The sequence below is a fragment of the Klebsiella sp. 141240 genome, assembly GCF_050600805.1.
GTDB lineage: Bacteria > Pseudomonadota > Gammaproteobacteria > Enterobacterales > Enterobacteriaceae > Klebsiella > Klebsiella aerogenes.
Map to the genome: position 1 here is coordinate 368,599 of NZ_JAQIRK010000002.1, position 25,740 is coordinate 394,338.

The 25,740-nt window shown below is 54.1% G+C and carries 24 protein-coding genes; 2 read left to right on the forward strand and 22 right to left on the reverse strand.

Features of this window, described 5'->3' with window-relative positions; translation table 11 throughout:
* The first annotated feature begins 78 nt into the window (after positions 1-78).
* Entirely contained in the window at positions 79-285 is a 207-nt protein-coding gene (tatE, locus tag PGQ95_RS04730) for a twin-arginine translocase subunit TatE (RefSeq protein WP_045381457.1), read from the forward strand.
* A gap of 203 nt (positions 286-488) precedes the next feature.
* Here the strand turns inward: tatE and lipA are convergent, their stop codons facing one another.
* The 15 genes from lipA to leuS form a co-directional block, all read right to left on the reverse strand.
* Positions 489-1,454 (reverse strand): lipoyl synthase, encoded by a 966-nt coding sequence (gene lipA / locus PGQ95_RS04735; protein ID WP_015367739.1) that lies wholly within the window; start codon positions 1,452-1,454, stop codon positions 489-491.
* Between the two features lie 181 nt (positions 1,455-1,635).
* Positions 1,636-2,586 (reverse strand): YbeF family transcriptional regulator, encoded by a 951-nt coding sequence (locus PGQ95_RS04740; protein ID WP_430917135.1) that lies wholly within the window; start codon positions 2,584-2,586, stop codon positions 1,636-1,638.
* Between the two features lie 143 nt (positions 2,587-2,729).
* Positions 2,730-3,371 (reverse strand): lipoyl(octanoyl) transferase LipB, encoded by a 642-nt coding sequence (lipB, locus tag PGQ95_RS04745; protein WP_087860243.1) that lies wholly within the window; start codon positions 3,369-3,371, stop codon positions 2,730-2,732.
* 100 nt (positions 3,372-3,471) lie between these two features.
* Entirely contained in the window at positions 3,472-3,735 is a 264-nt protein-coding gene (gene ybeD / locus PGQ95_RS04750; RefSeq protein WP_015367736.1) for a DUF493 family protein YbeD, read from the reverse strand.
* A 113-nt stretch (positions 3,736-3,848) separates the two neighbouring features.
* Positions 3,849-5,048, reverse strand: coding sequence for a D-alanyl-D-alanine carboxypeptidase DacA (dacA, locus tag PGQ95_RS04755; protein ID WP_015367735.1), 1,200 nt, complete (start codon positions 5,046-5,048; stop codon positions 3,849-3,851).
* A 142-nt stretch (positions 5,049-5,190) separates the two neighbouring features.
* Positions 5,191-6,327, reverse strand: coding sequence for an endolytic peptidoglycan transglycosylase RlpA (gene rlpA / locus PGQ95_RS04760; protein WP_213794477.1), 1,137 nt, complete (start codon positions 6,325-6,327; stop codon positions 5,191-5,193).
* A 10-nt stretch (positions 6,328-6,337) separates the two neighbouring features.
* Positions 6,338-7,450, reverse strand: a complete 1,113-nt coding sequence (gene mrdB / locus PGQ95_RS04765) for a peptidoglycan glycosyltransferase MrdB (protein ID WP_008805635.1) — start codon at positions 7,448-7,450, stop codon at positions 6,338-6,340.
* A complete protein-coding gene (gene mrdA / locus PGQ95_RS04770; protein ID WP_015367733.1) occupies positions 7,450-9,351 on the reverse strand; it encodes a peptidoglycan DD-transpeptidase MrdA in 1,902 nt (633 codons plus the stop codon). Before mrdA ends, mrdB begins: the two co-directional genes overlap by 1 nt.
* A gap of 27 nt (positions 9,352-9,378) precedes the next feature.
* Complete coding sequence (gene rlmH / locus PGQ95_RS04775) at positions 9,379-9,846, reverse strand: 23S rRNA (pseudouridine(1915)-N(3))-methyltransferase RlmH (protein WP_430917137.1); 468 nt, start codon at positions 9,844-9,846, stop codon at positions 9,379-9,381.
* A 3-nt stretch (positions 9,847-9,849) separates the two neighbouring features.
* Positions 9,850-10,167, reverse strand: coding sequence for a ribosome silencing factor (gene rsfS / locus PGQ95_RS04780; RefSeq protein WP_002894623.1), 318 nt, complete (start codon positions 10,165-10,167; stop codon positions 9,850-9,852).
* 243 nt (positions 10,168-10,410) lie between these two features.
* Positions 10,411-11,019 (reverse strand): adenosylcobalamin/alpha-ribazole phosphatase, encoded by a 609-nt coding sequence (locus tag PGQ95_RS04785; protein ID WP_430917139.1) that lies wholly within the window; start codon positions 11,017-11,019, stop codon positions 10,411-10,413.
* Positions 11,020-11,070: 51 nt separating this feature from the next.
* The gene (gene nadD / locus PGQ95_RS04790; protein WP_162750181.1) at positions 11,071-11,721 is read right to left on the reverse strand and encodes a nicotinate-nucleotide adenylyltransferase; all 651 of its coding nucleotides are present in this window, start codon (positions 11,719-11,721) and stop codon (positions 11,071-11,073) included.
* Entirely contained in the window at positions 11,714-12,745 is a 1,032-nt protein-coding gene (holA, locus tag PGQ95_RS04795; protein ID WP_113373848.1) for a DNA polymerase III subunit delta, read from the reverse strand. The genes nadD and holA overlap by 8 nt, the downstream gene beginning before the upstream one ends.
* Positions 12,745-13,335 (reverse strand): LPS assembly lipoprotein LptE, encoded by a 591-nt coding sequence (gene lptE, locus PGQ95_RS04800; RefSeq protein ID WP_087860239.1) that lies wholly within the window; start codon positions 13,333-13,335, stop codon positions 12,745-12,747. The genes holA and lptE overlap by 1 nt, the downstream gene beginning before the upstream one ends.
* A gap of 14 nt (positions 13,336-13,349) precedes the next feature.
* On the reverse strand, positions 13,350-15,932 hold the full coding sequence (gene leuS, locus PGQ95_RS04805) for a leucine--tRNA ligase (protein ID WP_015704739.1): 2,583 nt from the start codon (positions 15,930-15,932) through the stop codon (positions 13,350-13,352).
* Between the two features lie 226 nt (positions 15,933-16,158).
* On the opposite strand from leuS, the gene PGQ95_RS04810 reads away from it, so the two are divergent.
* Complete coding sequence (locus PGQ95_RS04810; protein WP_045393055.1) at positions 16,159-16,641, forward strand: zinc ribbon-containing protein; 483 nt, start codon at positions 16,159-16,161, stop codon at positions 16,639-16,641.
* Positions 16,642-16,685: 44 nt separating this feature from the next.
* Here the strand turns inward: PGQ95_RS04810 and PGQ95_RS04815 are convergent, their stop codons facing one another.
* The 7 genes from PGQ95_RS04815 to lnt all read right to left on the reverse strand — a co-directional run bounded on the left by PGQ95_RS04815 (position 16,686) and on the right by lnt (position 25,737).
* The gene (locus PGQ95_RS04815; protein ID WP_430917141.1) at positions 16,686-18,479 is read right to left on the reverse strand and encodes a filamentous hemagglutinin N-terminal domain-containing protein; all 1,794 of its coding nucleotides are present in this window, start codon (positions 18,477-18,479) and stop codon (positions 16,686-16,688) included.
* A gap of 39 nt (positions 18,480-18,518) precedes the next feature.
* Entirely contained in the window at positions 18,519-20,192 is a 1,674-nt protein-coding gene (locus PGQ95_RS04820) for a ShlB/FhaC/HecB family hemolysin secretion/activation protein (protein ID WP_213317392.1), read from the reverse strand.
* 363 nt (positions 20,193-20,555) lie between these two features.
* Positions 20,556-21,281 carry an amino acid ABC transporter ATP-binding protein gene (locus tag PGQ95_RS04825; RefSeq protein ID WP_015367722.1) on the reverse strand — a complete coding sequence of 242 codons (726 nt, stop codon included), beginning with the start codon at positions 21,279-21,281 and terminating at the stop codon, positions 20,556-20,558.
* On the reverse strand, positions 21,281-21,955 hold the full coding sequence (gene gltK / locus PGQ95_RS04830; RefSeq protein WP_045381494.1) for a glutamate/aspartate ABC transporter permease GltK: 675 nt from the start codon (positions 21,953-21,955) through the stop codon (positions 21,281-21,283). Before gltK ends, PGQ95_RS04825 begins: the two co-directional genes overlap by 1 nt.
* The gene (locus tag PGQ95_RS04835) at positions 21,955-22,695 is read right to left on the reverse strand and encodes an amino acid ABC transporter permease (protein WP_087860236.1); all 741 of its coding nucleotides are present in this window, start codon (positions 22,693-22,695) and stop codon (positions 21,955-21,957) included. Before PGQ95_RS04835 ends, gltK begins: the two co-directional genes overlap by 1 nt.
* 163 nt (positions 22,696-22,858) lie before the next feature.
* Positions 22,859-23,770, reverse strand: a complete 912-nt coding sequence (locus tag PGQ95_RS04840; RefSeq protein WP_087860235.1) for an amino acid ABC transporter substrate-binding protein — start codon at positions 23,768-23,770, stop codon at positions 22,859-22,861.
* Positions 23,771-24,198: 428 nt separating this feature from the next.
* Positions 24,199-25,737, reverse strand: a complete 1,539-nt coding sequence (gene lnt, locus PGQ95_RS04845) for an apolipoprotein N-acyltransferase (protein WP_430917143.1) — start codon at positions 25,735-25,737, stop codon at positions 24,199-24,201.
* Positions 25,738-25,740: the final 3 nt, after the last annotated feature.

Genomic DNA, 25,740 nt, shown 5'->3' on the forward strand with positions numbered 1-25,740 from the left:
AATAGCCGTTAATTGTATGCGTATATGTGTATGATGGCGTATTCGCAGCTTGAGCTTGTATAGAGAAGAAGGTTAGCTATGGGTGAGATTAGTATTACCAAACTGCTGGTAGTCGCAGCGCTGATTATTTTAGTGTTTGGTACCAAAAAATTACGCACGCTGGGTGGAGACCTGGGTTCGGCTATCAAAGGCTTCAAGAAAGCCATGAATGATGACGATGACAGTGCCAAAAAGACCAGCGCTGAGGAAGAAGCGCCGGCACAGAAACTCTCTCATAAAGAGTAATTAATCACGGGCTCCCGATAAGCGGGGGCGCGTCGCGGCCGGGTGTGAAGCTCTGGCGGCAAAGAGGCGGCAGCGTATTCGTTGTCGCCTTTTTTATGGTCGTTGTTTGGGATGCGAAAAAGTTGCAACCAGGTGTGACGATAGAAAGGGGCGTTAGCAGGTAAATCTGGCCGCCGCGAACGGCGGCCAAAGAAAGGCAGAGGTTATTTTACTTCCATACCTTTTGCCTGCAGATCGGCATGATAGGAAGAGCGGACGAACGGGCCGCAGGCGGCATGGGTAAAGCCCATCGCCATGGCTTCAGCTTTCATCTCTTCAAACTCTTCCGGGCTGACGTAGCGCTGCACCGGCAGGTGGTGACGGCTCGGCTGCAGGTACTGACCCAGCGTCAGCATAGTGACGCCATGACGGCGCAGATCGCGCATTACTTCGATGATCTCTTCATTGGTCTCGCCAAGACCCACCATCAGACCCGATTTGGTCGGGATTTCCGGATGCGCTTCTTTAAAGCGCTCAAGCAGCTTCAGCGACCAGTTGTAATCTGCGCCCGGACGTACCTGGCGATACAGGCGCGGTACGTTTTCCAGGTTGTGGTTAAACACATCCGGCGGCGTCACTTTCAGGATATCCAGCGCGCGATCCATACGACCGCGGAAATCCGGCACCAGCGTTTCAATCTTGATGTTCGGGCTCTTTTCGCGGATAGCGCTGATACAGTCGGCGAAATGCTGCGCGCCGCCGTCACGAAGATCGTCGCGGTCAACGGAAGTCACCACCACGTAGCGCAGACCCATGTCGGCGATGGTTTGCGCCAGTTTTTGCGGCTCATTGGCATCAGGCGTCACCGGACGACCGTGGGCAACATCGCAGAACGGACAACGGCGAGTACAGATAGCGCCGAGGATCATAAAGGTCGCGGTACCGTGGTTGAAGCACTCGGCAAGGTTCGGGCAAGAGGCTTCTTCGCACACGGAGTGCAGGCCATTCTTACGCATCGCTGCCTTGATCCCCTGAATACGGGACGAGTCAGCCGGAAGTTTGATTTTCATCCATTCCGGTTTTCTGAGCAGAGCTTCACGCTCAGTTGCCACGTTTTTCACCGGGATAAGGGCCATTTTATCGGCGTCGCGGTACTTAACACCGCGTTCCATCACAATGGGTTTACTCATAGCGTGCGTGTTCCAGTTGCGAGTCACGAAGGAAAGCGAATTAATTCAATCAAATGTTGTATTTATCAACTATTTTTGAACTAAGGACAGGCAGTATATCATTGATACGGGGTTGAAAGCAGCCTGGTTACCCGGCAAATTGTAAAATAGTTGTTGTTTTATCCTTTTCCCTCGCGTGCGGTTAGCAGGAATAAGTTTGCACAATAGTGTCGATAATCTCTTTCAGTAACGGTTCCTGGGCGCTTTGTCGGTTGTAATGGAGCGAAATATCAATACGCTGGTCCTGCAGCGGTGGAAAAGGAATCGCTTGTAAATCCCAGATCTTCGCCACCAGCGCGAACATGCTCTCAGGCGTCAGCCCCAGCAAATCGCTATTATTTATCATCGCCGCCTGGGTCAACAGGTTATAGCTGCTAAAACCGCAGCGGCGTTCGCCGATAAATTCATCAAGTTGCCGATGCAGGGTAGGGTAGCGCTGTCCTTCCGGCAGCAGCAGCGCAAACTCAAACTGCTGTAGATTTTCCCGCGTCAGCAGAAGAGGCAAAATGGGATGATCTTTCCGGCAGAACATGACGACCGGTTCGGAAAACAGTACCTGGTGTGCAATGGCCAGCCCGCTATGGTTATAGCTGTCGATCAGCAAATCAACCTGCCGCTGGTTGAGCTGGCTGGCGGCATCGGTAATCGCAATATTGTGCAGTAATACCTGAGGAAACCTCGGTTTCAACGCATTGGCGATCGTTGGCATCACCAGGGCGCCGATGGTTGGAGTGGTAGCGATGGTGAGCACGCGCTGTTGCTGCGAGCTGCTGCCCAAATCCAGCGCATTGAGAAAGGCTTCCATCCCCTGACTAATATACTGATGCAAGTGAGTGGCAAAAGCCGTCGGCGTCACCCCCTGTCCTTTACGAATAAAGAGCGGGTCAGGAAACAGAGCCCGTAATTTATTGATGGACTGGCTGATGGCCGAAGGGGTGATATTTAGCACCCTCGCCGCGTTGACGATGCCTTTATGCACGTACACCGCTTCGAAGATGGTCAGCAGATTAAGATCAATATTACGCAGAATACGAAAAATCTGCCGATCTTCAGGGTGTTCATTGAGTTCCGATGGGGGATGGTTTTCTGCCACTCAGCGTATCCGGTTGTCGGGTGTATAGCGCTATTATAGCGGGCCGTGGCATTGCGGAACGTGATAATTGATTGCAAATATAAAGTATTAATAATGACTTGCGCAATTTACAGGCGCTCTGAGATTTCAGAGCGCGAAGCTTCTTAAGCGGCTACATACTCATGCGGTGGGTTATTCAGCAGCGCCAGCAGGTTGGCGACCAGCCGCGGCGCGACGTTTTCCGTGGTGGCCTGCGGCTGCCACTGGCGCATTTGCGTCATCTCCATACCGGCATAGCCGCACGGGTTAATGCGCAGGAATGGCGTCAAATCCATTGCCACATTCAGCGCCAGGCCGTGGAAAGAACAGCCTTTACGAATACGCAGCCCCAGCGAACAAATTTTCTGTTCACCAACGTAAACCCCAGGCGCATCGGCGCGTGGGTGGGATTCAATCTGATACTCCGCGAGAGTATTGACCACGGTCTGCTCCAGCAGCGTCACTAATTCACGCACGCCGAGTTTACGCCGTTTAAGATTCAGCAATACATACATCACCTGTTGGCCTGGCCCGTGATAGGTCACCTGGCCGCCGCGATCGCTCTGAATGACCGGGATATCGCCTGGTACCAGCACGTGTTCGGCTTTACCGGCCTGACCCTGAGTGAAGACCGGGTGATGTTCTACCAGCCAGATTTCATCCAGCGTCGTGTCGTCACGGCTGTCGGTAAATTCATGCATTGCCTGCGAGATGGGTTCGTAAGGTTGCAGGCCAAGTTGTCGGATAAGAATGGTATTGTGCTGCAAAACAACGTCTCCGCCGAGAGGGATGACTTAAGTGGGGGAGAGTATATCACAGCGAAAGAGGGAGGATTACCCGGCCCTTGAGGCCGGGTAAGGAGATGGATTACAGCACCATCCGCACGATTTCGATATTGCCCAACTCTTCGTACAGGGCTTCGACCTGCTCAATGTGGGTAGCGTTAATGGTGATGGAGACCGAGTGGTAGTTACCTTTGCTGCTCGGTTTTACTGACGGAGAGTAATCACCAGGCGCATGGCGCTGTACCACTTCCACCACCTGATCAACCAGCTCAGGCAACGCCTGCCCCATTACTTTGTAAGTAAATGGAGTAGGGAATTCAAGCAGTTCGTTAAGTTTGGTTTTCATGTCAGCTCCGGTGTGACGACTAAAATAATAACTCCCACGTAATGTGGGAGTTATCAGGTTTCTTTGATGAATAGTATATGGGGATAGAAATCACACTTTCAAGTGTTCAATTTTTAACCAAACCAGTGATGGAACATTAACTTAATGTAATCAATGATTTTGCCGAAGAAATTACCTTCCGGAATTTCCTGCAGCACCACTAACGGACGCTGATCGATAGTTTTGCCATCTAACTGGAAGTTGATGGTACCGACCACCTGGTTTTTCTGCAGCGGCGCGTGCAGCTCGGTGTTATTCAACACATAGCTGGCTTTCAGATCTTTCATACGGCCGCGCGGGATAGTCAGATAGACGTCTTTATCTACGCCCAGAGAGGCGCGATCGCTATCGCCGAACCAGGCCGGTTCAGAGGCGAACTCTTTACCTGCTTTAATAGGGTTGACGGTTTCAAAGAAGCGGAAGCCCCAGGTCAGCAGTTTCTTGCTCTCGGACTCACGCCCTTTGTAGGTACGCCCGCCCATGACCGCGGAGATCAGGCGCATCTGGCCTTCGGTAGCAGAGGCAACCAGGTTGTAGCCGGCTTTATCGGTATGGCCGGTTTTAATGCCATCGACGTTGAGGCTGTTATCCCACAGCAGACCGTTACGGTTCAGCTGGCGAATACCGTTAAAGGTGAACTCTTTCTCACGGTAGATGGAATACTCATTCGGTACGTCGCGGATCAACGCCTGGCCGATCAGCGCCATGTCACGCGCGGAGCTGTACTGACCGTCGGCATCCAGGCCGTGAACGGTCTGGAAGTGGGTGTTTTTCAGGCCCAACGCGTTAACGTAATTGTTCATCAGGCTGACAAACGCGTCCTGGCTGCCGGCAACGTAGTCGGCCATCGCCACGCAGGCATCGTTACCGGATTGCAGGTTGATGCCGCGGATCAGCTGAGAAACCGGCACCTGCATGCCCGGTTTCAGGAACATCAGGGAAGAACCTTTAAACACCGGGTTACCGGTTGCCCACGCGTCGTTACCTACGGTGACCAGATCGGATTCTTTGAATTTGCCCGCCTTCATGGCCTGGCCAATGACATAGCTGGTCATCATTTTGGTCAGGCTCGCCGGATCGCGACGGGCGTCGGCGTTGTTTTCCGCCAGCACTTTACCTGAGTTGTAATCGATAAGAACCCAGGATTCAGCATCGATCTGCGGAGCGCCTGGGATCATGGTTTTCATATTCAGGTCATCGGCGCGGGCAGCGGTAGACAGTGCCGCAACGGAGAGGGCCGTAACGAGTAAACGAGCGGTGAAAGAGGTCTTCATGGTTAGAACAACGGCATCCGTGATGAAATTAAAAAAAGTGCCTTACTATAACAAATGCGTTTCGCAGCGGCATCCGACATTGCATATGACTTTGTTAACGACTTTTACATATGCGGCGGCGGGAGATACCGCGGCGTTACGTTTAGTTGGCGCGAGTAATAAATGATTGCAGCTGCGCTTCGTTTTGCAGGCGCTGCTGTACCGTCGACGCTTGCGACTTACTGGTAAATGGACCCAATTGGATTCGCCACACGGCGCCATTTTGCATCACTCGGCCCGGAACGGCGAACTGCTGGCTCAAGCGCTGCTGATATTGCTGGGCGCGAGCCTGGTCGCTAACGGCGCCGACCTGCACGACGAACTCGCCGCTGGTGCTGGCGCTTGGCGCGGCAACAGTCGCGGTTGCTGCTGCGGCCGCGGCAGGCGCAACGCTCCCCTGAATCGAGCCCGGCGCGGTGACTGGAGCGCTGGGTGCTGTCGGCGTCGCGGCGACGGCGGCAGGCGCAGCAGCAGGTTCGCTGCTTTCCAGCACGCCATTATTCAGCGGCGTCGGCGCGCCAAGGAATCCACTATTGCTGACCGGCGCGCCCACGTTATCCTCAGGCTTAAGCGTTGAGTTGCTGATGGCGTGAATGTTTGATTGGTCGGCCGGGGCGATGGCCGCGGAACCATCGCCATCAAGGTTTGGCCGTGAAGGCAGGGCATAGGTTTGTTTGGCGACGGTGGTACACGCCATACCCGGGCCCGACAAAGCGCCGTCCTGAGAGACGATAATAGGATCGATACGAACTTTAGTATTGTTCGAGGTATTCAGGCGGTCGGCGGACGCGCGGGACAGGGAAATGACCCGATCATTGCCGTACGGGCCGCGATCGTTAATGCGCACCACGATCATCCGGCCGTTGGCCAGGTTCGTGATACGCGCGTAGCTCGGGATGGGCAAGGTTGGATGCGCGGCGGTGAGCTGAGTTGGATCGAACGCTTCGCCAGAGGCGGTCAGATTGCTGTTCGGTTCGGCATCATAAATTGCCGCCAGACCGGTCTGGGTGAAGTTAGCCGGATCCTGGACGATTTTATAGCTTTTGCCGTCGCGCTCATAATCCTGATTGGCCGTGGCATTCAGCGTTTCGAAACGCGGATCGGCGCCGCTGATTTCTACCGTCGGACCATTACAGACGGCCGGCTGCGGGACGCTAACCGTCTTCTGCTGAACGTCTTCACCCGAACATGCCGCCAGCAGCCCTGCTGCTATGCAGATCCCCAGCCATTGCTTACGCATTGCGAACCCCTTAAACGCTTTTCGACAACATTTTTCTGTGGGTATGGATCGACATCACGATACCAAACCCGGCCATCAATACGATCAGGGCTGAGCCCCCGTAGCTGACCAGCGGCAAAGGTACCCCCACCACCGGCAAAATACCACTTACCATACCAATATTTACGAAGACATAAACGAATAAAATCAACATTAAACCGCCCGCCATGACGCGGCCAAAGGTGGTTTGCGCCTGGGCGGCGATCCACAGTCCGCGCATGATAAGCAAAATGTACAATGCCAGCAGGATCAACACCCCGATAAGACCCAGCTCTTCCGCCAGCACGGCGAAGATAAAGTCAGTATGGCGCTCCGGCAGGAATTCGAGCTGCGACTGAGTACCATGCAACCATCCTTTACCGCGTAATCCGCCGGAACCAATAGCGATTTTCGACTGAATAATATGATAGCCCGCGCCCAGCGGATCGGTCTCCGGGTCGAGCAGCATCATCACGCGCTGACGCTGGTAGTCGTGCATCAGGAAGAACCATAAAATCGGAATAAAGGCGGCGACCAGCACCACCGCAATACCGATCAAGCGCCAGCTGAGGCCGGAGAGGAACAGAACAAACAGGCCGGAGAGGGCGATCAAAATCGAGGTGCCGAGGTCTGGCTGCGCCGCAACCAGCAGGGTCGGCAGGAAGATCAGGACCAGCGCGATAGCGGTATTCTTCAATGACGGCGGACAGACATCGCGGTTAATAAACCGCGCCACCATCAGCGGCACGGCTATTTTGGCAATCTCCGAGGGCTGAAAGCGCACAATACCGAGATCCAACCAGCGCTGCGCGCCTTTGGATATTGCGCCGAAGGCATCTACGGCAACCAGTAAAATAATACAGAAAATATAGAGGTAGGGCGCCCAGCCCTCGTATACCCGCGGCGGGATCTGCGCCATCACGATCATAATCACCACGCCCATGGCGATTTGGCCGATTTTGCGCTCCATCATTCCCACATCCTGGCCGCTGGCGCTCCAGATAACCAGCGCGCTGTAGGTGAGCAGCGCCAGCAGGATGAGCAGCATCGTGGGGTCCAGATGGATTTTATCCCATAGTGATTTTTTGTTCGGATTATCGGTCATTATTGATCCTCCCCCGCCGTCACCGCCGGGCTTTCACTCGGCAGATTGGTGTTGTTATCACCCAGCATGATGTGATCGAGGATCTGGCGCATAATGGTACCGACCGCCGGGCCGGCGCCGCCATTCTCCAGGATCATCGCCACCGCGACCTGGGGGTTGTTGTAAGGCGCAAACGCCGTCATGAGTTTGTGGTCACGCAGACGTTCGGAAATTCGGTGCGCGTTATAGGTTTCGTTGGCTTTCAGGCCGAATACCTGCGCGGTACCGGACTTCGCCGCAATCTTATACGGCGCGCTGGCAAAGTATTTGTGCGCGGTACCGTTGCCGCGGTTAGCAACGCCGTACATGCCGTCTTTAGCGATTTCCCAATAGCCGGAATGAATATCGCCGACCGGCGGTTCATGCGGCTGTACCCACGGTACCTGTTTACCGTCTTCGAGAGTGCTTTGCAGAAGATGGGGCACTTTGACCACGCCGTCGTTTATCAGGATCATCAGCGCTTTGTTCATCTGAATCGGCGTAGCGGTCCAGTAGCCCTGGCCGATACCGACCGGGATGGTATCACCCTGATACCAGGGTTTCTTAAAGCGCTTGAGCTTCCATTCGCGAGTGGGCATGTTGCCGGAGCGTTCTTCCGCCAGGTCAACGCCAGTGTAGTCGCCGTAGCCAAACTTACTCATCCATTCGGAAAGGCGATCGATGCCCATATCATAGGCGACTTGATAGAAATAGGTATCCGCGGACTCTTCCAGCGCTTTGGTGACGTTCAGGTGTCCATGGCCCCATTTTTTCCAGTCGCGATAGCGTTTTTCCGAACCAGGCAACTGCCACCAGCCGGGGTCGAACAGACTGGTGTTGCGCGTAATCACGCCGGCGCTCAAGGCTGAGACGGCGACGTAGGGTTTCACCGTCGATGCAGGTGGATAAACCCCCTGCGTCGCGCGGTTAACCAGCGGGGTATTCGGATCGTTGAGTAGCCCGGAATAATCTTTGCTGGAGATACCATCGACAAACAGGTTGGGATCGTAGCTCGGGGTTGAAACCAGCGCCAGAATCGCGCCGCTGCGCGGGTCGGTGACCACTACCGCCGCGCGGCTGCCCGCCAGCAGCGTTTCGATATACTGCTGCAGCTTCAAATCAAGGGTTAGGTAGATATCGCGTCCGGCCTGCGGCGGCACTTCTTTAAGCTGGCGAATAACGCGGCCGCGGTTGTTGACTTCAACCTCTTCATAACCGGTTTGCCCGTGCAGCACGTCTTCATAATAGCGCTCGATTCCAAGCTTACCGATGTCATGGGTCGATGCGTAGTTGGCCAGCTTGCCCTCTTTATCCAGGCGATCGACGTCTTTATCGTTGATTTTAGAAACGTAGCCGATAACGTGGGTCAGGGCGGAGTTATAGGGATAGTAGCGGCGCTTGTAGCCTTTGACTTCGACGCCGGGAAAGCGGTACTGGTTTACGGCGAAGCGCGCCACCTGGACTTCATTAAGATTGACCTTCACCGGAATCGAGGTGAAGCGGTGAGAGCGCGCGCGCTCTTTTTTAAAGCCGGCGATATCGTCGTCGGTCAGGTCGACGACGTCGCGCAGCGCATCCAGCGTCTGCTGCACGTTATCGACTTTTTCCGGCATCATCTCTAGCTGATAGATGGTGCGGTTCAGCGCCAGCGGCGTGCCGTTGCGATCGTAGATAATGCCGCGGCTGGGCGGAATAGGGACCAGCTTAATGCGGTTTTCATTGGAACGCGTTTGATAGTCGTTGAAACGGACAATCTGTACGTTGTAGAGGTTGGCAATCAGCACGCCGGTAAGCAACAAAATGCCCGTAAAAGCGACCAGCGCCCGGCGTACAAACAGCGAGGATTCAGCCGTATAGTCGCGGAAAGAATTCTGTAATTTCATTCGCTGCTTAGTCTACCCAGGTCATCATTACTCACGGTGGTAAGGGTGGTTAGTCGTAATGCTCCACGCACGATACAGGCTCTCAGCGACCAGCACGCGAACTAACGGGTGAGGCAACGTGAGCGTGGAAAGCGACCAACTCTGTTCCGCTGCCGCTTTGCAGGCCGGAGAGAGACCTTCCGGGCCGCCAATGAGTAAACTGACGTCCCGGCCATCCTGCTTCCAGCGTTCCAGTTCTCGCGCCAGCTGCGGCGTATCCCACGGCTTACCGGGAATATCCAGGGTCACGATACAGTTCTTGCCTGCGGCCGCCAGCATCATTTCGCCCTCTTTTTCGAGGATGCGTTTGATATCGGCATTTTTTCCGCGCTTACCGGCAGGGATCTCTACCAGTTCGAACGGCATATCTTTTGGAAAACGGCGCAGATATTCGCTAAAGCCGGTCTGAACCCAGTCCGGCATTTTGGTGCCAACGGCCACCAATTGTAGCTTCACGCATTAACTCCAGAGTTTTTCCAGCTCGTACAGACGACGGCTCTCTTCCTGCATGACGTGAACCATCACGTCGCCCAGATCGACCACGATCCAGTCGGCGGCGGCTTCACCTTCAACGCCCAGCGGCAGCATCCCGGCGGCGCGGGATTCCTGCACCACATGGTCGGCGATGGACATCACGTGGCGCGTAGACGTGCCGGTGCAAATAATCATGCAATCGGTGATGCTGGATTTGCCATGTACATCAATGGCGACGATGTCCTGACCTTTCAGGTCATCAATTTTGTCGATAACAAAATCCTGGAGTGCTTTACCCTGCAAGTGTTCCCCCTGGGTGCGTGAAGAGTGATAACAATAACGAGCCTGACAGTATACCCGAAGTCATGGCAATGTCGGGAGAAAAGTCAGCTTTCAGCCCTTGAAAGCGGGCTATCATCCCATCCCTTGCCGACGAATGCATCGCCATTTTTGTAAAACAATTTCTGCAAGATGCGTATAGCGGGTGTAGCCTGGCTGCGGAGAATAACAGCCTGCATTTGGCTGTCAATGGGCGACGATTAATTCTTATTCCGCGCGCCACCGCGCCTGGCTATTTAATACCCGCAGGGTAGTAAAATCGTGGCGCCGTTCGATAAGGCTCCAGCTACCGTGGGCGAGGGGAAAATGCCACATTGCTGCCGCAGGCATCTGCAATAAAAGTGCGATTAACAGGCTTAAAGCGCCCTGGTGGCCGACGATCAATAGATTATCCCGCTGCTGATATTGCCCGAGGGTGGCGGCAAAAGCCGCGATACGCTGCGCGAAGGCCTGGAAACTTTCGCCGTTGGTCGGCGCAGCATGTTGCCAGTCTTTGCACCAGGCGGCGTAGTTCTGCGGGTCATCTTGTTGCAGATCGCGATGGTGGCGCATTTCCCAATCACCAAAAAACATCTCATTCAACGAAGGAATCACTTGCCGTGGGATTGGCCGTCCAGCGAGCAATAAGTCGGCGGTATGCTGGGTTCTCTCCAGCTCACTGCACAATACCAGCTCGAAAGGCACCGCCCGCAGATAGTCACCCAGCGAGCGGGCCTGCTGGATCCCTCGTTCGGTAAGGGGGGTTGGGGCATGACCGCTATACAGTCTGTCGACATTAGCCTGCGTTTCGCCGTGGCGAACCAGCCATAATTTCATGATGCACTCCGTGGAACTCGCGTAGCGTAACGATATCCCCGTAGCGGGTTCTCAGCAATAGAGCTTCTGCTGGTGAATGTAGTCCAGCACGGCTGCAGGCAGCATATCGGCGCAGGAGACGCCCTGCTGCAGACGCTGGCGAATCAGCGTAGCGGAAATATCGAACCACGGGGTTTCCGCCAGATAGATAGCTCCGGCGGGGCGGTTATGTAACTGCTCGACGTCGTGGGTGAGATGTTTATCGAGCCATTGCTGATCTTCTTCACGCTTCATCGCCAGTGGATATCCCGGGCGGCGGCAGACGATCAGATGGGCGTTATCGAGGATCGTGGCGTAGTTATGCCAGGTGGGGAAGGTCAGCAGCGAATCCTGGCCGATGATAAACGCCAGCGGCCGCTCGGGACCCTGTTCCTGCCGCCACTCCTGCAACGTTTGCGCCGTCCATGAGAGGGTATCGCGTCGCAGCTCGCGCTCGTCGAGGACAAACAGTGGTTTATCCGCAATCGCCAGCTCGAGCATATGTACGCGCTGGGCGCTGGTGGCCTCCGGCTGCGGACGATGCGGCGGGACATTATTGGGGACGATAATCACCCGGTTAAGACCGATCTGGTTAGCCAGAATTTCTACCGGCTTCAGGTGGCCATAATGCACCGGATCGAAGGTGCCGCCGTACATCGCCTGCAACTGAGTCATATCAACCATCAATGAAAACGTCTGCCAGCGCTTTATGGCAGAGCAGTAACGAAAGACTTTCCAGCTCGGGCCATATTGACTGGCCATAATCTTGTTTGAAGGTGAGCTCGGCGCGGGTTAATAACGTGACGGCCTGGCGCAGTTGCTCGGCGCTGAGGCGCGTGAGCGCGTCGCCAACCAGTTGACGGCGGTTCTGCCAGACCCGGTGTTTATCAAACAACGTGCGTAGCGGCGTATGCGCCGACTGGCGCTTCAGGTTCACCAGCAGCAGCAGTTCGCGCTGCAACGTACGCAACAAAATGGCGGGTTCGCAGCCCTCAAGCCTCAACTGCTGCAGGACGTGCAGTACGCGCTTGCTTTTGCCGGCCAGCAGGGCATCGACCCAGTGATACGGCGTGAAGTGGGCGGCATCATTCACCGCCTGTTCAACGCGAGGCAACGTCAGCTTGCCGTCAGGCCACAGCAGCGAGAGCCGCTCCAGCGCCTGCGCTAACGCCAGCAGGTTACCTTCATAGCAGTAGCACAGCAGCTGGCTGGCGGCGTCATCTAATTGCAGCTTGTTCTGTTTAGCGCGGGCGGCCAGCCAGCGCGGTAGCTGCGCATATTCCGGCGTCTGGCAGCTGACCTGTACGGCGCGACTGGCAAGCGCGGTCACCCATGCTGCATTTTCCTGGGCTTTGGTAAGCTTGTTGCCGCGGACAATCAGCAGCAAATCTTCATGCAGCATACCGACCAGCGTGGCAAGCTGTTCGTTAATCGCCGCATTCGGGCCGTTTTCCGGCAGAATAAGCAGAAGCGTCTGGCGACTGGAAAAGAGGCTCAGCGCCTGACTTAAAGAGAAAAGGGCGGGCCAGTCGGTGCTGGCATCGATGGTCGCGGTGTGATGTTCGGTAAAGCCCTGAGCGGCCGCGGCTTCGCGGATCGCATCCTGGCTTTCCTGTAACAGCAATGGATCGCTACCAAGCAATAAATACGCCGCGCGCAGCCCTTCAGTGAGCTGCGCGCGGAGTTGTTCCGGGTACAACCGAATCATCAGTTACCCAGCGTAGTGGAGACGCGGTTGCCAGAGGTCGAGGTGGCCGGGGTTCCAGACACCGGCTGCTCAGCCTCTTTGGTGGCTTCGACATCCGCAACATGCACGCTCGGCAATTTGCGGATCAGTTGTTCCGCGGCCTTGTCGTACATCTCTCGAACAATCATGTCCTGCTCGGCATCTTTCGCCAGCGCCGCCTGCGGGTTATCGAAGAACGAACGATAAACCTTGGTATTGATTGGGTAAATGTCATGACCCGGTATCAATACGGTGGCGTTAACGGTCAGCACCATCTGGTATTCAGCAGTACGACCATCCTGGAAAATGGATGCCGTATCTTTCTGAATGGATGAGTTACCCAGACGCAGGGACGGAACGTCCTTACGCAGCGTATCGGCATCGATCAGCTCGACGCCATTCAGACGCAGCTGATTGCGTACCGCACGGCTTAACGGACCATTCGGATCGCTTGACTGGAAAATCATAGTTTTCATTGTGGTTGGAACCTGCGTATTGCTACGCAGATGCCAGCCGCAACCGGCGGTGATTAACACCGCCAGAGATAACAGCATTGTTGCCAGATATCGCACGCTTCCTCCCGCGCTTAGCCAACGACCAGATTGAGCAGTTTGCCCGGAACGTAAATCACTTTACGTACGGTCACGCCTTCAAGGTATTTTGCGACCAGATGTTCCTGGCCTGCACGTTCACGAACCTGCTCTTCGGTTGCATCTACCGCAACGGTAATTTTACCACGAACTTTACCGTTTACCTGGACGACGACCAGAGTCGTGTTTTCAACCATTGCACTTTCGTCCGCTACCGGCCACGGCGCATTATCGATATCGCCTTCGCCGCCCAGTTCTTGCCACAAGGTGAAGCAGGCATGCGGGGTGAACGGGTTGAGCATACGTACCACGGCCAGCAGAGCCTCACGCATCAGCGCGCGATCCTGTTCGCCTTCCTGCGGCGCTTTCGCCAGTTTGTTCATCAACTCCATCACCGCGGCAATGGCGGTATTGAAGGTCTGACGACGGCCGATGTCATCGGTCACTTTGGCAATCGTTTTGTGCACGTCGCGACGCAGCGCTTGCTGATCTTCGCTGAGGCTTGCCACGTCCAGGGCGACAGCCGGACCCTGAGAGGTATGCTCGTAAACCAGTTTCCAGACACGTTTCAGGAAGCGGTTTGCACCCTCTACGCCGGATTCCTGCCACTCCAGGGTCATTTCAGCCGGAGACGCGAACATCATGAACAGACGTACGGTATCCGCGCCATAACGTTCAACCATAACCTGCGGGTCGATACCGTTGTTCTTCGACTTGGACATTTTGCTCATGCCGGTGTACACCAGCTCGCGGCCCTGCGGATCGAAGGCTTTGACGATGCGGCCTTTTTCATCACGCTCAACGGTGGCGTCAATCGGTGATACCCAGTTACGCTCGCCGTTTTCGCCGACGTAGTAGAACGCATCGGCCAGTACCATGCCCTGGCACAGCAGCTGTTTGGCTGGCTCATCGGAGTTCACCATACCGGCATCGCGCATCAGCTTGTGGAAGAAGCGGAAATAGAGCAGGTGCATAATGGCGTGTTCGATACCGCCGATATAGATATCCACCGGCAGCCAGTAGTTCGCGGCATTCGGATCCAGCATGCCTTTATCGTACTGCGGGCAGGTATAGCGAGCGTAGTACCAGGAAGACTCCATAAAGGTGTCAAAGGTGTCGGTTTCACGCAGCGCCGGCATGCCGTTAACGGTGGTTTTCGCCCACTCAGGATCGGCTTTGATCGGGCTGGTGATGCCGTCCATAACCACGTCTTCCGGCAGGATAACCGGCAGCTGATCTTCCGGCGTCGGCATCACGGTACCGTCTTCCAGGGTCACCATCGGAATTGGCGCGCCCCAGTAACGCTGGCGGGAAACCCCCCAGTCGCGCAGGCGGTAATTCACTTTGCGCTCGCCAACGCCCATCGCGGCCAGTTTGTCGGCGATGGCGTTGAAGCCCGCTTCGTAATCCAGGCCGCTAAATTCGCCGGAGTTGAACAGCACGCCTTTCTCGGTCAGGGCCTGTTCTGAGAGATCCGGTTCAGAACCGTCGGCGGCGAGGATTACCGGCTTGATGTTCAGGCCGTATTTGCTGGCAAACTCGTAGTCACGCTGGTCGTGACCCGGAACGGCCATCACCGCGCCGGTGCCGTACTCCATCAGCACGAAGTTCGCCGCCCATACCGGGATGGCTTCGCCGGTCAGCGGGTGAATAGCTTTAAAGCCGGTGTCGACGCCTTTTTTCTCCATTGTCGCCATGTCAGCTTCGGCAACTTTGGTGTTACGGCATTCGTCGATAAAGGCGGCCAGCGCCGGATTATTAGCCGCAGCCTGCTGCGCCAGCGGGTGACCCGCAGCGACCGCCAGGTAGGTGCAGCCCATGAAGGTATCCGGGCGGGTGGTGTAGACAGTCAGCTTATCGGCGTAGTCGTTGACGTCAAAGGAGATTTCTACCCCTTCAGAGCGGCCGATCCAGTTGCGCTGCATGGTCTTAACGGTGTCAGGCCAGTGATCCAGATTATCCAGATCGTTGAGCAGTTCGTCGGCGTAGGCGGTGATTTTAATAAACCACTGCGGGATCTCTTTGCGCTCAACTTTGGTGTCGCAGCGCCAGCAGCAGCCGTCGATAACCTGTTCGTTAGCCAGCACGGTCTGATCGTTCGGGCACCAGTTGACCGCGGAGGTTTTCTTGTATACCAGGCCTTTTTTATACAGCTCGGTGAAGAATTTTTGCTCCCAGCGGTAGTATTCCGGGGTGCAGGTCGCAATTTCACGGCTCCAGTCATAGCCGAAGCCCAGCTTTTTCAGCTGGTTTTTCATGTAAGCGATGTTGTCGTAAGTCCACGGAGCCGGCGCGGTGTTGTTTTTCACCGCTGCGCCTTCCGCAGGCAGACCAAACGCATCCCATCCGATCGGCTGCAGGACGTTTTTGCCCAGCATGCGCTGATAGCGCGCGATGACGTCGCCGATGGTGTAGTTACGCACGTGACCCATGTGTAGTCGACCAGAAGGATAAGGAAGCATCGACAGGCAGTAATACTTCTCTTTGCTCTCGTCTTCAGTTACTTCAAATGTACGATTTTCGTCCCAGTGAAGCTGGACTTTCGATTCTATCTCTTCCGGGCGGTATTGCTCTTGCATGGCAGCCAGTGGTCCTGTTTTCAATACAGCTACAAAATGTAGCCAATGGATGTGTTGTTTCAGATCGGCATAGCATAGCCCAAACGTCCACGTCAAAACAGCCTTTCGCACATTAACATCGGCAAAAGCGGCGCAGAATTTTTCGCGACTCTGTGGCGCGGATGGCAAAGCAAACCGCCGATAACGTCTATTATTAGAAGCAGTTAATCACACCGGAGGCGAAATGATGAACAAGGTTGCTCAATATTACCGGGAACTGGTCTCCTCGCTCAGTGAACGGCTGCGCAATGGAGAGCGTGACATTGACGCGCTGGTGAAGCAGGCGAGGGAGAAAATCACCCAGGCAGGCGATCTGACGCAGAGCGAGGTTGAGTCACTTATCGCGGCGGTGAAGCGCGATCTGGAAGAATTTGCCCGCAGCTATGAAGAGAGCCATGAAGACGATAGCGACAGCGTCTTTATGCGGGTGATCAAAGAGAGCCTGTGGCAGGAGCTTGCCGATATCACCGACAAAACCCAGCTTGAGTGGCGTGAGGTATTCCAGGATTTGAACCACCATGGCGTCTATCACAGCGGGGAAGTGGTGGGCCTTGGCAACCTGGTGTGCGAAAAGTGCCACTACCATCTGGCGGTATACACCCCGGATGTGCTGCCGCGCTGCCCGAAATGCGGGCATGACCAGTTCCAGCGGCGGCCATTTGAACCGTAAACGCTAAAGCAGCGATGCGCATTGCGCTGCGCATCGCTGAGTCATTACAGAACGGTATTGATTTCCGCAATCTTAAAGTATTGATATCCGCCCATCTCGCTGGCGTATTTGTATGAGGAGTTGAGGATCATCTTGTCGGCATAGATAGTGCCGACGTCGCAGGTACTCAATTTTAACCAGCCGCAGCCGCGACCGCCGTTAACTATCTTTTTAGCCGTCATGGTTAAGGTGCCGTTCGCCTGCAGTAAATAGTAATTGTAAATATTCGCTTTATTCTGCGTATCCAGCAGCAGATCGCCGGTGCTGAAGATGGTGCCTTCATTTACGATATCAAATCTGGATGTGATTGAAATGGTGTCACCTTTTATGGATCCCGTATTGTTGACCGGACCATGATCGGTAGTGATAGTCGCCGCCTTTATCGCGCCATTATTATTCAACCAATAGCTATGGGCGGTAAAAGCGTCTGTCGCTGTCATTTTGCCGTCAGTGCTCTGCGCCAACGTGCCGTCGGTTTGCATATCGATATTTGCGCCGCTAATACTGCCTAAGTTGTAAATCTCACCGGTGTTGAGGGTGCTGTCCTGATTTAACGATTTCACGGCGACATTACTGGTCGCGGCGATGGTTCCGGTATTTTTAAAATTAGTACCAATAAAATTCAGCGCGACGTTTTTACCGTTAATCGTGCCGGCATTGGTGAAATTACCTAGCGAGGTAGCGGTAATCTGCGCATCCGAGGTGATTTTCGCGCCGGCGTTGTTGGTTATCGCCCCGTTGCTGGCGGCCACCAGACTGGACGTCGCGCTAATCGTTCCGCTGTTCTGTAAATTGCCTGCGGCACTCAGAATTAATTGTTTAGTGGAACTGATACTGCCCTTACTGCCGTTAGTGAGTGCGCCGTATGTGGTGATTTTCGTCAAGTTTTTAGTCGTCAGCGTACCGTTATTCGTGAAGTTACCGGAGGCGGCGATGCTGGTGAGAAGGCCATTGCTGGCGATGGAGCCATCGTTGGTCAGTAATCCATTGTTGGTGATAGAAAGCGTCGAGTTGGCGGTGATTGCCCCTTTGTTACGCACGCCAAAGCCCAAATTGTTGCCGACCATACTGATACTGTTGGCTTTAATGCCGCCCAGGCTACTGATATCAATGCTGTATACTGGGCTTATCATTTGCAGGACGGTCGCGCTTTTACCTGCGCTAGTCATGGCGCCCGTGCTGTTGTCGAAGGTGAAGTTACCGCCGCCGACCGTGGCGTTACCTGCGTTGACCATGCCATTGATGGCGACGGCATCAGCCAGCAATGCGGCATAGCTGGTAGTGGCATCCATGCCCTTTTCGCCAATAGTAATTTTGCCATCGGTGATGGTATAGCTGCCGATAGCGCCTTCATCGGTCATATTGACCTGGCCTGTGGTTAATACCGCCTTGTTGGTATTAACGAAACTACAACCAGAGCAGGTAATGCCATTGGGGTTGGCAATCACGACATCGGCTTTTAGTCCGGCGACCTCAATAAAACCATTCAGGGAACTGGCTTTATTTGAGGTGACTTCATTGAGGATCACCGATGCGCCGCCGTTGGTCAGATTATTGTTTTTAGCAATATTGCCAAAAGTCGCGTGATTGATATCGCTGTCGCTGTTGTTGAGTATTAATCCATTACTACCTACGTTAAATTCGCGATACAGATTGTGCGAGACGCCGGCGGCGTTAGGGGCTTCAATATCTACAACCGTTGCTCCTGACAGATGGGTGTAAGTCGTTGGGTCGGCGTACGCTATCGTAGAACTTAACGCCGCTGCTAACGCAACATAGGTTAATTTAAACTTAAACATGAATTTATTCCTTTAAATATGATTGATAATACGTGGTTTTTAATACTTCCATTTCAATGCGAAGCCCAGATTAAGTGAGTCGCTCTGAAAGTTATCCGGTTTACTTAGCGGCGTGCCGATAAAAAGATCATATTGTGTGAACAATAGCTTGCCACGTAATCCGCTAACCGCACCTGAAATAACTTTTCCTTGCCGATATTGTTCACTGCCAATAATACGACCAATATCTAATCCTAAATAAAATTGCTGTTCCGGGCCGGCGATATCCCAGATGAAATCATTACTCCAGTACCAGCCCTGATTGCCGGAGAGCGTATATTCGCCATCAAATCCACGGACCGTCCAGCGGTTGCCAATATTAAATTGGTTGTCCGAAGAGAGGATGTCCGGGCTATATTGCGCATTAACATGCGGTGCGTAACTAAATTTATCGCCGGTTACATCGAATTTCATCAAAGCCTGTAAATCGGCATGTACGACACGTGAACGCTTACTGAACAGGCCCGCTTTTTCTTCGGGCGTGGCGACGGAGCTTAGCCATGGAAGGCGGCGTTGCAGCCCCAGGCTGGCGGCGACGACTTTTTTATCGAAGTAGCGTTGCTGGCGGAGCGTCAGCTCCCATGTCGGGTTCTGTTTGCGCATCACCCCGAGTTCCTCTCCGCCAAAGTAATAATGTGATGAGCTTTTGGCGATGCGTAAATCCAGCGACGTTTGCTGTTGACGAGTATGTGACAGGAGCCGCGACAGCGTCGCGCTGTAGTAGCGGTTTTTACTTTTATAGTCCGTTTGCGACCAGGCGCCTTTGAACAATTGCCTATATTGACTCTGCGAACCGTAAAGACTTAATGCCCAGTAGCCGAAGGGGATCGAGTAATACAGACTCCCATTCTGGTTGCCGTCATTATGCTGATTAAATTCAATATCGCCGCCGCCGGAGACATAGAATATATCGTTGAGCGTGGTGATATCATAAAGATAGAGCGCGCCGCCGGCCTGATAGCGGCCGCTGGCGCGGCTGCCGGCATCATCCATCCAGGCGCCGACCTGCCACTTTTTATCCAGACGCCGCGTAAGCTGCAGATTGCTTTCCGCCTCTCGCTGTCCCGGCAATATTTGCATATTCGCTGAGCTTCCCGGCAGGCGACGCAGGTTTTCCATCCCCTGTTCGAGATCGGAGAGGCGCAGAATATCTCCCTTGCTGGCGGGGATATTGTTCCAGATGCTGGTGGTTTGCTCACTTGCGGTTGACCAGAGTATTTCACCGATTTTGCCATAAGCCAGCTCGAGCCTTAATGTCCCTTCCGCCAATGATTGTTCCGGGATGGTCACCAATGAAGTGATATAACCCCGGGCGATTAACTCATTTTGTAATGCCATGGCGAGATGCTGAATGCCGTTAATCCCCAGACAACGATGCAGAGCCTGAGCTGTAAGGTTGTCCAGAAGCTGATGAGTGAGCTTCGGCTCGGCAGAATCGATATAAATATTATTGATGAGCCTGCAGTTTTCTTCCTCCGGAAAGGTGAGCGTTTGCCGGTCGGTATTAATTTGTGAAGCCTGGGCGGCCTGATGCTGTGGCGTCAGCGCCGCCTGACGCGCTTTATCCTGCTCGTTTTGATTCGTTGTGGCCGAGGCAATGGTGTTGGCAATAGCCTGATGCTGGCATAATAATAAAATTAGTAGAGCGTGAAGCAGATTGTGTTTATTAAACATGAAGCAAGATCCATTTGTTTCATTGAGTGTGTATGCCGTTGTTTAAGCGCGCTCAAGGCGTGGCGTAATTAAGCCCATAGGGTCATCTATAAAAATATTATTTTTATTGTTGATAATGTTATGTAGAGACGTATTTCCTGAGGTCGTTTTTAAAGGGGGGTATGTTAGCGGTGGCGGTAACGCTTAGCCATGCGAAGGAAACTGAATTTTATATGAATTAAACTAATTTAGAATGTGAATTATTAGGCGAGGAGGTTGAATTATTTATTTGCCTGATAGAAGGAAGCTTAAAATAAACCACTAATATATGTATGCAAATACCGCAGGGGAAGAAAGCGCGCACATGACGTGCGCGCTGGGATTTTAGTGCAGGATTTTGGCAAGGAAATCTTTAGCGCGCTCTGATTGTGGGTTGGCAAAGAAGGCTTCTTTATCGACATCTTCGACAATTTTACCTTCATCCATAAAGATGACCCGGTTGGCTACTTTACGGGCAAAGCCCATTTCGTGCGTCACCACCATCATAGTCATACCTTCGTTAGCCAACTCAACCATGACATCCAGCACTTCGTTGATCATCTCCGGGTCAAGCGCTGAAGTCGGCTCATCGAACAGCATCGCAATCGGATCCATGCACAGCGCGCGGGCGATCGCGACACGCTGCTGCTGGCCGCCGGAGAGCTGCGCCGGATATTTTTCCGCATGCGCCGCCAGACCCACGCGTTCCAGCAGCTTAAGTCCCTTTTTACGCGAAGATTCTTTATCGCGATTGAGAACCTTAATCTGCGCCAGCGTCAGGTTGTCGATGATCGACAGGTGCGGGAACAGTTCAAAGTGCTGGAATACCATACCGACGCGGGAACGCAGTTTAGCAAGATTGGTTTTCTTATCGTTAACCTGAGTGCCATCAACGATAATTTCGCCTTGCTGCACCGGCTCAAGGCCGTTAACGGTTTTAATCAGCGTCGATTTACCGGAGCCAGACGGCCCGCAAACTACCACCACTTCGCCTTTTTTCACTTCGGTGGAGCAATCGGTCAGCACCTGAAAGTGACCATACCATTTCGAAATATTTTTCAGGGTAATCATTACACAGTCCTTTTCTTCAACCAGCTGACCAACAGCGATGCGCTGAGACTAAATACAAAATAAACGGCGCCTGCGAACAGGATCATTTCCACCTGGGTTCCGTCGCGTTCGCCGATAGTGGAAGCGGTACGGAAGAAATCGGCCAGGCTCAGGACATACACCAGCGAGGTATCCTGAAACAGGACGATACCCTGGGTTAACAGCAGCGGGACCATTGCGCGGAAGGCCTGCGGCAGAATCACCAGCTTCATCGATTGCCAGTGGGTCATCCCCAACGCCAGCGCGGCGCTCGACTGACCGCGGGAAATACTCTGGATCCCGGCGCGAATAATTTCCGAATAGTAGGCCGCTTCAAACATTGAAAATGCCACCATCGCCGAAATCAGGCGAATATCGGTTTTCGGCGACAGTCCCAGCACGTTTTGCAGGAAGCCGGGAACAATCAGATAGAACCACAGCAGCACCATCACCAGCGGAATCGAGCGGAAAACGTTAACGTAGGTCTTGGCGAACCACGCCAGCGGCAGGAAGCTCGACAGGCGCATCACCGCCAGAATCGTACCCCAGACGATACCGAATATAATCGCCGTGACGGTGATTTTCAGGGTAATGACCAATCCTGCCAGCAGGTAGGGCATGGAAGGGACAATTGAACTCCAGTCAAAATCGTACATTATTTGCCTCCCATATTGCCCGGCAGACGAACTTTACGTTCAACCACGTACATCACCAGCATAATGACGGCGTTGATGAAGACATAGGCGAGGGTGATCGCGGTAAAGGATTCCCAGGCGTGGGCAGAGTAATCCAGCAGCTTGCCGGCCTGCGCCGCCATATCCGCCAGGCCGATGGTAGAAGCGATGGCCGAGTTTTTTACCAGGTTCATCATTTCCGAGGTCATCGGCGGCACGATAACGCGATAGGCGTTCGGCAGCAGCACGTAGCGATAGGTTTGCGGCAGGGTCAGCCCCATCGCCAGGCCGGCATTTTTTTGCCCGCGCGGCAGAGACTGTATCGCGGCGCGAACCTGTTCGCAGACGCGGGCAGCGGTAAACAGCCCGAGGCACAGCATTGAGGAGACAAAGAACTGGATATTGGGATCCAGCTCTGACTTAAACCACATGCCGATGTTTTCCGGCAGAAATTCCGGAATAACAAGGTACCAGGTGAAAAACTGTACGATCAGTGGAACGTTGCGAAACAGCTCGACGTAGCAGGTGCCGATCCCGGCTAACCAGCGGTTAGGGACGGTACGCAGAATACCGAACAGTGAGCCGACAAGGAAAGCGATAATCCAGGCGCTAATCGACAGCGCGACGGTAACCTGAAAGCCGCTCCATAACCAGCCTAAGTAAGTCGTGTTGCCGAACGGGGCGGGTTGCAGGAATATTCCCCAGTTCCAGTCTATTGACATAAATAAACTCCAGAAAAAAAAGGGTAGCAGCGCTACCCTCGAAGATTGTTGCCCTGCTTGTTTCGGTATTCGCGGCGGCTGGGGAACGACCAGCCACCGTATAGTCTGTCCGTGCGAAGGCAACAATCGGGAGGGCTACTTAGTCGAGCCCCTGTTTTTTTAATTAGTTAAGAGCTTTGTCATTCGGTGATTTGAACAGCGCCTTCATGTCTTCTGACAGTTCGAAGTTCAGGTTCAGATTTTTCGGCGGAATCGGGTTCTTGAACCACGTGTCGAACCATTTTGCCGCTTCGCCGGAGGTCTGCGCCTGGGCGACGGTGTCATCGACCAGCGTTTTGAACGATGCGTCATCTTTACGCAGCATGCAGCCATAAGCCTCTTTTGACTGCGGCGTACCGACGATTTCCCAGTTATCCGGTTTCTTCGCTTTTGCGCGCTCGCCGGCCAGCAGGGCATCGTCCATCATAAAGGCTACCGCACGGCCGCTTTCCAGAGTGCGGAAGGAGTCGCCGTGATCTTTCGCGCTGATGATGCGCATGTTCATTTTCTTCTCGTCGTTCAGCTTATGCAGCAGCACTTCCGAGGTGGTACCGGAAGTAACGACCACCGCTTTGTCTTTCAGATCCGGGAAGTCTTTAATCGGGCCGCCTTTTTTCACCAGCAGACGAGTGCCGACGACGAAAATGGTATCGGAGAAGGCGGCCTGCTTCTGACGCTCAAGGTTGTTGGTGGTGGAACCACACTCGAAATCATAAGTGCCGTTCTGCAGCAGCGGGATGCGGTTCTGCGAGGTCACTGGAATCAGTTTCACCTGCAGGTCGGGTTTGTTCAGCTTTTTCTTGATGGCTTCAACGATAGCGTTGGAGTAATCCTGAGAGTAACCCACCACTTTTTGTTGGTTATCGTAATAGGAGAATGGTACTGACGATTCGCGGTGGCCGACGACGATCACCCCGTTTTTAGCGATTTTATCCAGCGTGCTCTGACCTGCTGCCGGGGCGGCATCTTCAGCGTGCGCCAGACCGGCGGTCACTCCCATGACCAGCATTGCGGCGGCCAGTTTACGTAATTGCATATCCAACTCCTTATCCTTAACGCCAGGGACGCTAGTGATACCCATTGTGATTGTGTGTATGTGTTGTTATTCCTTCCGGCACTGCGGTAAGGCGGCGCTTTCGGGAATCGTCTGCAATCTTAAAGTGCAGTATTTGTATGAGCTTGTTAGCATTTAGTTTGGCTTAATGTAAAGATTTTGATGCTTTATTGTTTATTTTTGCGAAGTGCTCCGCACCATTTGTGGGCAAAAATGGGTTGTTGCACCAACCTGGCGCGAAGTGCGAACGCTTTCGGTGCAACCCCGGTACAACCGCGGTCAAAATCGCCTACAGTGATGAAATTAAGCAATGGACGTGCCAGATTGGCGCTGGAGAGCGTAAAGCGGGGAAGACCCGCCGGCGACGAATGCCGCCGGGAGCAGGCCGGGCGGCTGCCCGGCGGAAAAGATTAGCGTCGACTCTGGCGCAGGCTCATCACCAGCGCGGCAAAGCCAAAGAGGGCGGTTAACGCCCACAGCGGCCAGTTGCCGGTACGAGCATACGGCGTCAGGCCGGTGGTTGGCGTGACTTTGGTGGTCAACACCGCGCGGGTAAACTGCGGGATCATGTCCTGAATTTCACCTCGAGGGCCAATAACGGCGGTAATACCGTTGTTGGTGCTGCGCAGCAGCGGGCGCGCCAGCTCCAGCGCGCGCATCCGCGCCATCTGGAAGTGCTGCCACGGGCCTATCGACTTACCAAACCACGCATCGTTGGAGATGGTCAGCAGATAATCGGTATCCGGGCGGAAATTATCTCGGACCTGTTCGCCGAGAATAATTTCGTAGCAGATTGCCGCCGTAAGCTTCAGGTTATGCGCCACCAGCTGCGGCTGCACGTAAGGTCCGCGGCTGAACGAGGACATCGGCAAATCGAAGAATGGCGCCAGCGGGCGTAAAATCGACTCCAGCGGTACGAATTCGCCGAACGGCACCAGATGGTTTTTGTTATAGCGATTGCTCGAGTCGTAGCTGTACGGGTTATCTTTACCCAGCGTGATGATGGTGTTGTAGGTATCGTAGCGGTTTTGTTTATTGAGCCGCGCATCGACAATACCGGTAATCAACGAGCTATTTTTTGCCCGCATCAGGTCATCAACCATGCTAAGGAAATGCTGCTGATTGATTTCCAGATCCGGAATCGCCGACTCCGGCCAGATAATCAGCTGCGATTTACCCATATGCGGCTGGGTGAGATCGAGATAGGTTTTCAGGGTGTTTACCAGCTGGTTTTCATCCCATTTCATCGCCTGCGGAATATCGCCCTGCACCAAAGAGACTTCCGTCGCCCGTTCAGGCAGCAGTTGATACCACTGGATATAACGCAGCGGGAAGGGCAGGGCAAACAGCACTATCGCCACCAGCAGCGGTTTCCAGTGACGCTGTACGACTGCCAGCGCCAGCAGGCCGCTGACCATCATCAACAGAAAGTTTATCGCCTCAACGCCCATCACCGGCGCCAGCCCCTTCAGCGGGCCGTCAATCTGGCTATAGCCGAACTGCAGCCACGGGAAACCGGTCAGCACCCAGCCGCGGAGAAATTCGGTAATTTGCCAGATGACAGGCGCGGCGATGGCCAGACGGATCCAGTTGGTTTTCGGCCACAGTCGCGCGAGGATCCCGGCGAACAGACCGGTATACAGCGATAAATAGGCCGCCAGCAAGGCAACGAGGAAAACGTTAACCGGGCCCGGCATGCCGCCGAACTGCGCGATGCTAACGTAAACCCAATTGATGCCGGTACCGAATAGCCCCAGCCCCCAGAAGTAGCCAATCCAGGCGCTTTGTAGCGGGCGACGGTTGAGAGTGAGCGCCTGCAGGCCAAAGAGCGAGACAATTGCCGCCGGCCAGAAGTCGTAAGGTGAAAAAGCCAGCGTTCCGCTGGCTCCGAATAACAGCGCCAGCAGCAGACGTACGCGCTGGCGTTCAAGTAAAGAGGCAAATACCATTTA

Bases quoted from the DNA above. Each gene is read 5' to 3' on its own strand.
- tatE (WP_045381457.1), top strand. From the start codon at position 79: ATGGGTGAGATTAGTATTACCAAACTGCTGGTAGTCGCAGCGCTGATT.
- lipA (WP_015367739.1), bottom strand. From the start codon at position 1,454: ATGAGTAAACCCATTGTGATGGAACGCGGTGTTAAGTACCGCGACGCC.
- ybeD (WP_015367736.1), bottom strand. From the start codon at position 3,735: ATGAAAACCAAACTTAACGAACTGCTTGAATTCCCTACTCCATTTACT.
- dacA (WP_015367735.1), bottom strand. From the start codon at position 5,048: ATGAAGACCTCTTTCACCGCTCGTTTACTCGTTACGGCCCTCTCCGTT.
- rlpA (WP_213794477.1), bottom strand. From the start codon at position 6,327: ATGCGTAAGCAATGGCTGGGGATCTGCATAGCAGCAGGGCTGCTGGCG.
- mrdB (WP_008805635.1), bottom strand. From the start codon at position 7,450: ATGACCGATAATCCGAACAAAAAATCACTATGGGATAAAATCCATCTG.
- mrdA (WP_015367733.1), bottom strand. From the start codon at position 9,351: ATGAAATTACAGAATTCTTTCCGCGACTATACGGCTGAATCCTCGCTG.
- PGQ95_RS04785 (WP_430917139.1), bottom strand. From the start codon at position 11,019: ATGAAATTATGGCTGGTTCGCCACGGCGAAACGCAGGCTAATGTCGAC.
- nadD (WP_162750181.1), bottom strand. From the start codon at position 11,721: ATGGTTGATATGACTCAGTTGCAGGCGATGTACGGCGGCACCTTCGAT.
- holA (WP_113373848.1), bottom strand. From the start codon at position 12,745: ATGATTCGGTTGTACCCGGAACAACTCCGCGCGCAGCTCACTGAAGGG.
- leuS (WP_015704739.1), bottom strand. From the start codon at position 15,932: ATGCAAGAGCAATACCGCCCGGAAGAGATAGAATCGAAAGTCCAGCTT.
- PGQ95_RS04810 (WP_045393055.1), top strand. From the start codon at position 16,159: ATGAACAAGGTTGCTCAATATTACCGGGAACTGGTCTCCTCGCTCAGT.
- PGQ95_RS04815 (WP_430917141.1), bottom strand. From the start codon at position 18,479: ATGTTTAAGTTTAAATTAACCTATGTTGCGTTAGCAGCGGCGTTAAGT.
- PGQ95_RS04820 (WP_213317392.1), bottom strand. From the start codon at position 20,192: ATGTTTAATAAACACAATCTGCTTCACGCTCTACTAATTTTATTATTA.
- PGQ95_RS04825 (WP_015367722.1), bottom strand. From the start codon at position 21,281: ATGATTACCCTGAAAAATATTTCGAAATGGTATGGTCACTTTCAGGTG.
- gltK (WP_045381494.1), bottom strand. From the start codon at position 21,955: ATGTACGATTTTGACTGGAGTTCAATTGTCCCTTCCATGCCCTACCTG.
- PGQ95_RS04835 (WP_087860236.1), bottom strand. From the start codon at position 22,695: ATGTCAATAGACTGGAACTGGGGAATATTCCTGCAACCCGCCCCGTTC.
- PGQ95_RS04840 (WP_087860235.1), bottom strand. From the start codon at position 23,770: ATGCAATTACGTAAACTGGCCGCCGCAATGCTGGTCATGGGAGTGACC.
- lnt (WP_430917143.1), bottom strand. From the start codon at position 25,737: ATGGTATTTGCCTCTTTACTTGAACGCCAGCGCGTACGTCTGCTGCTG.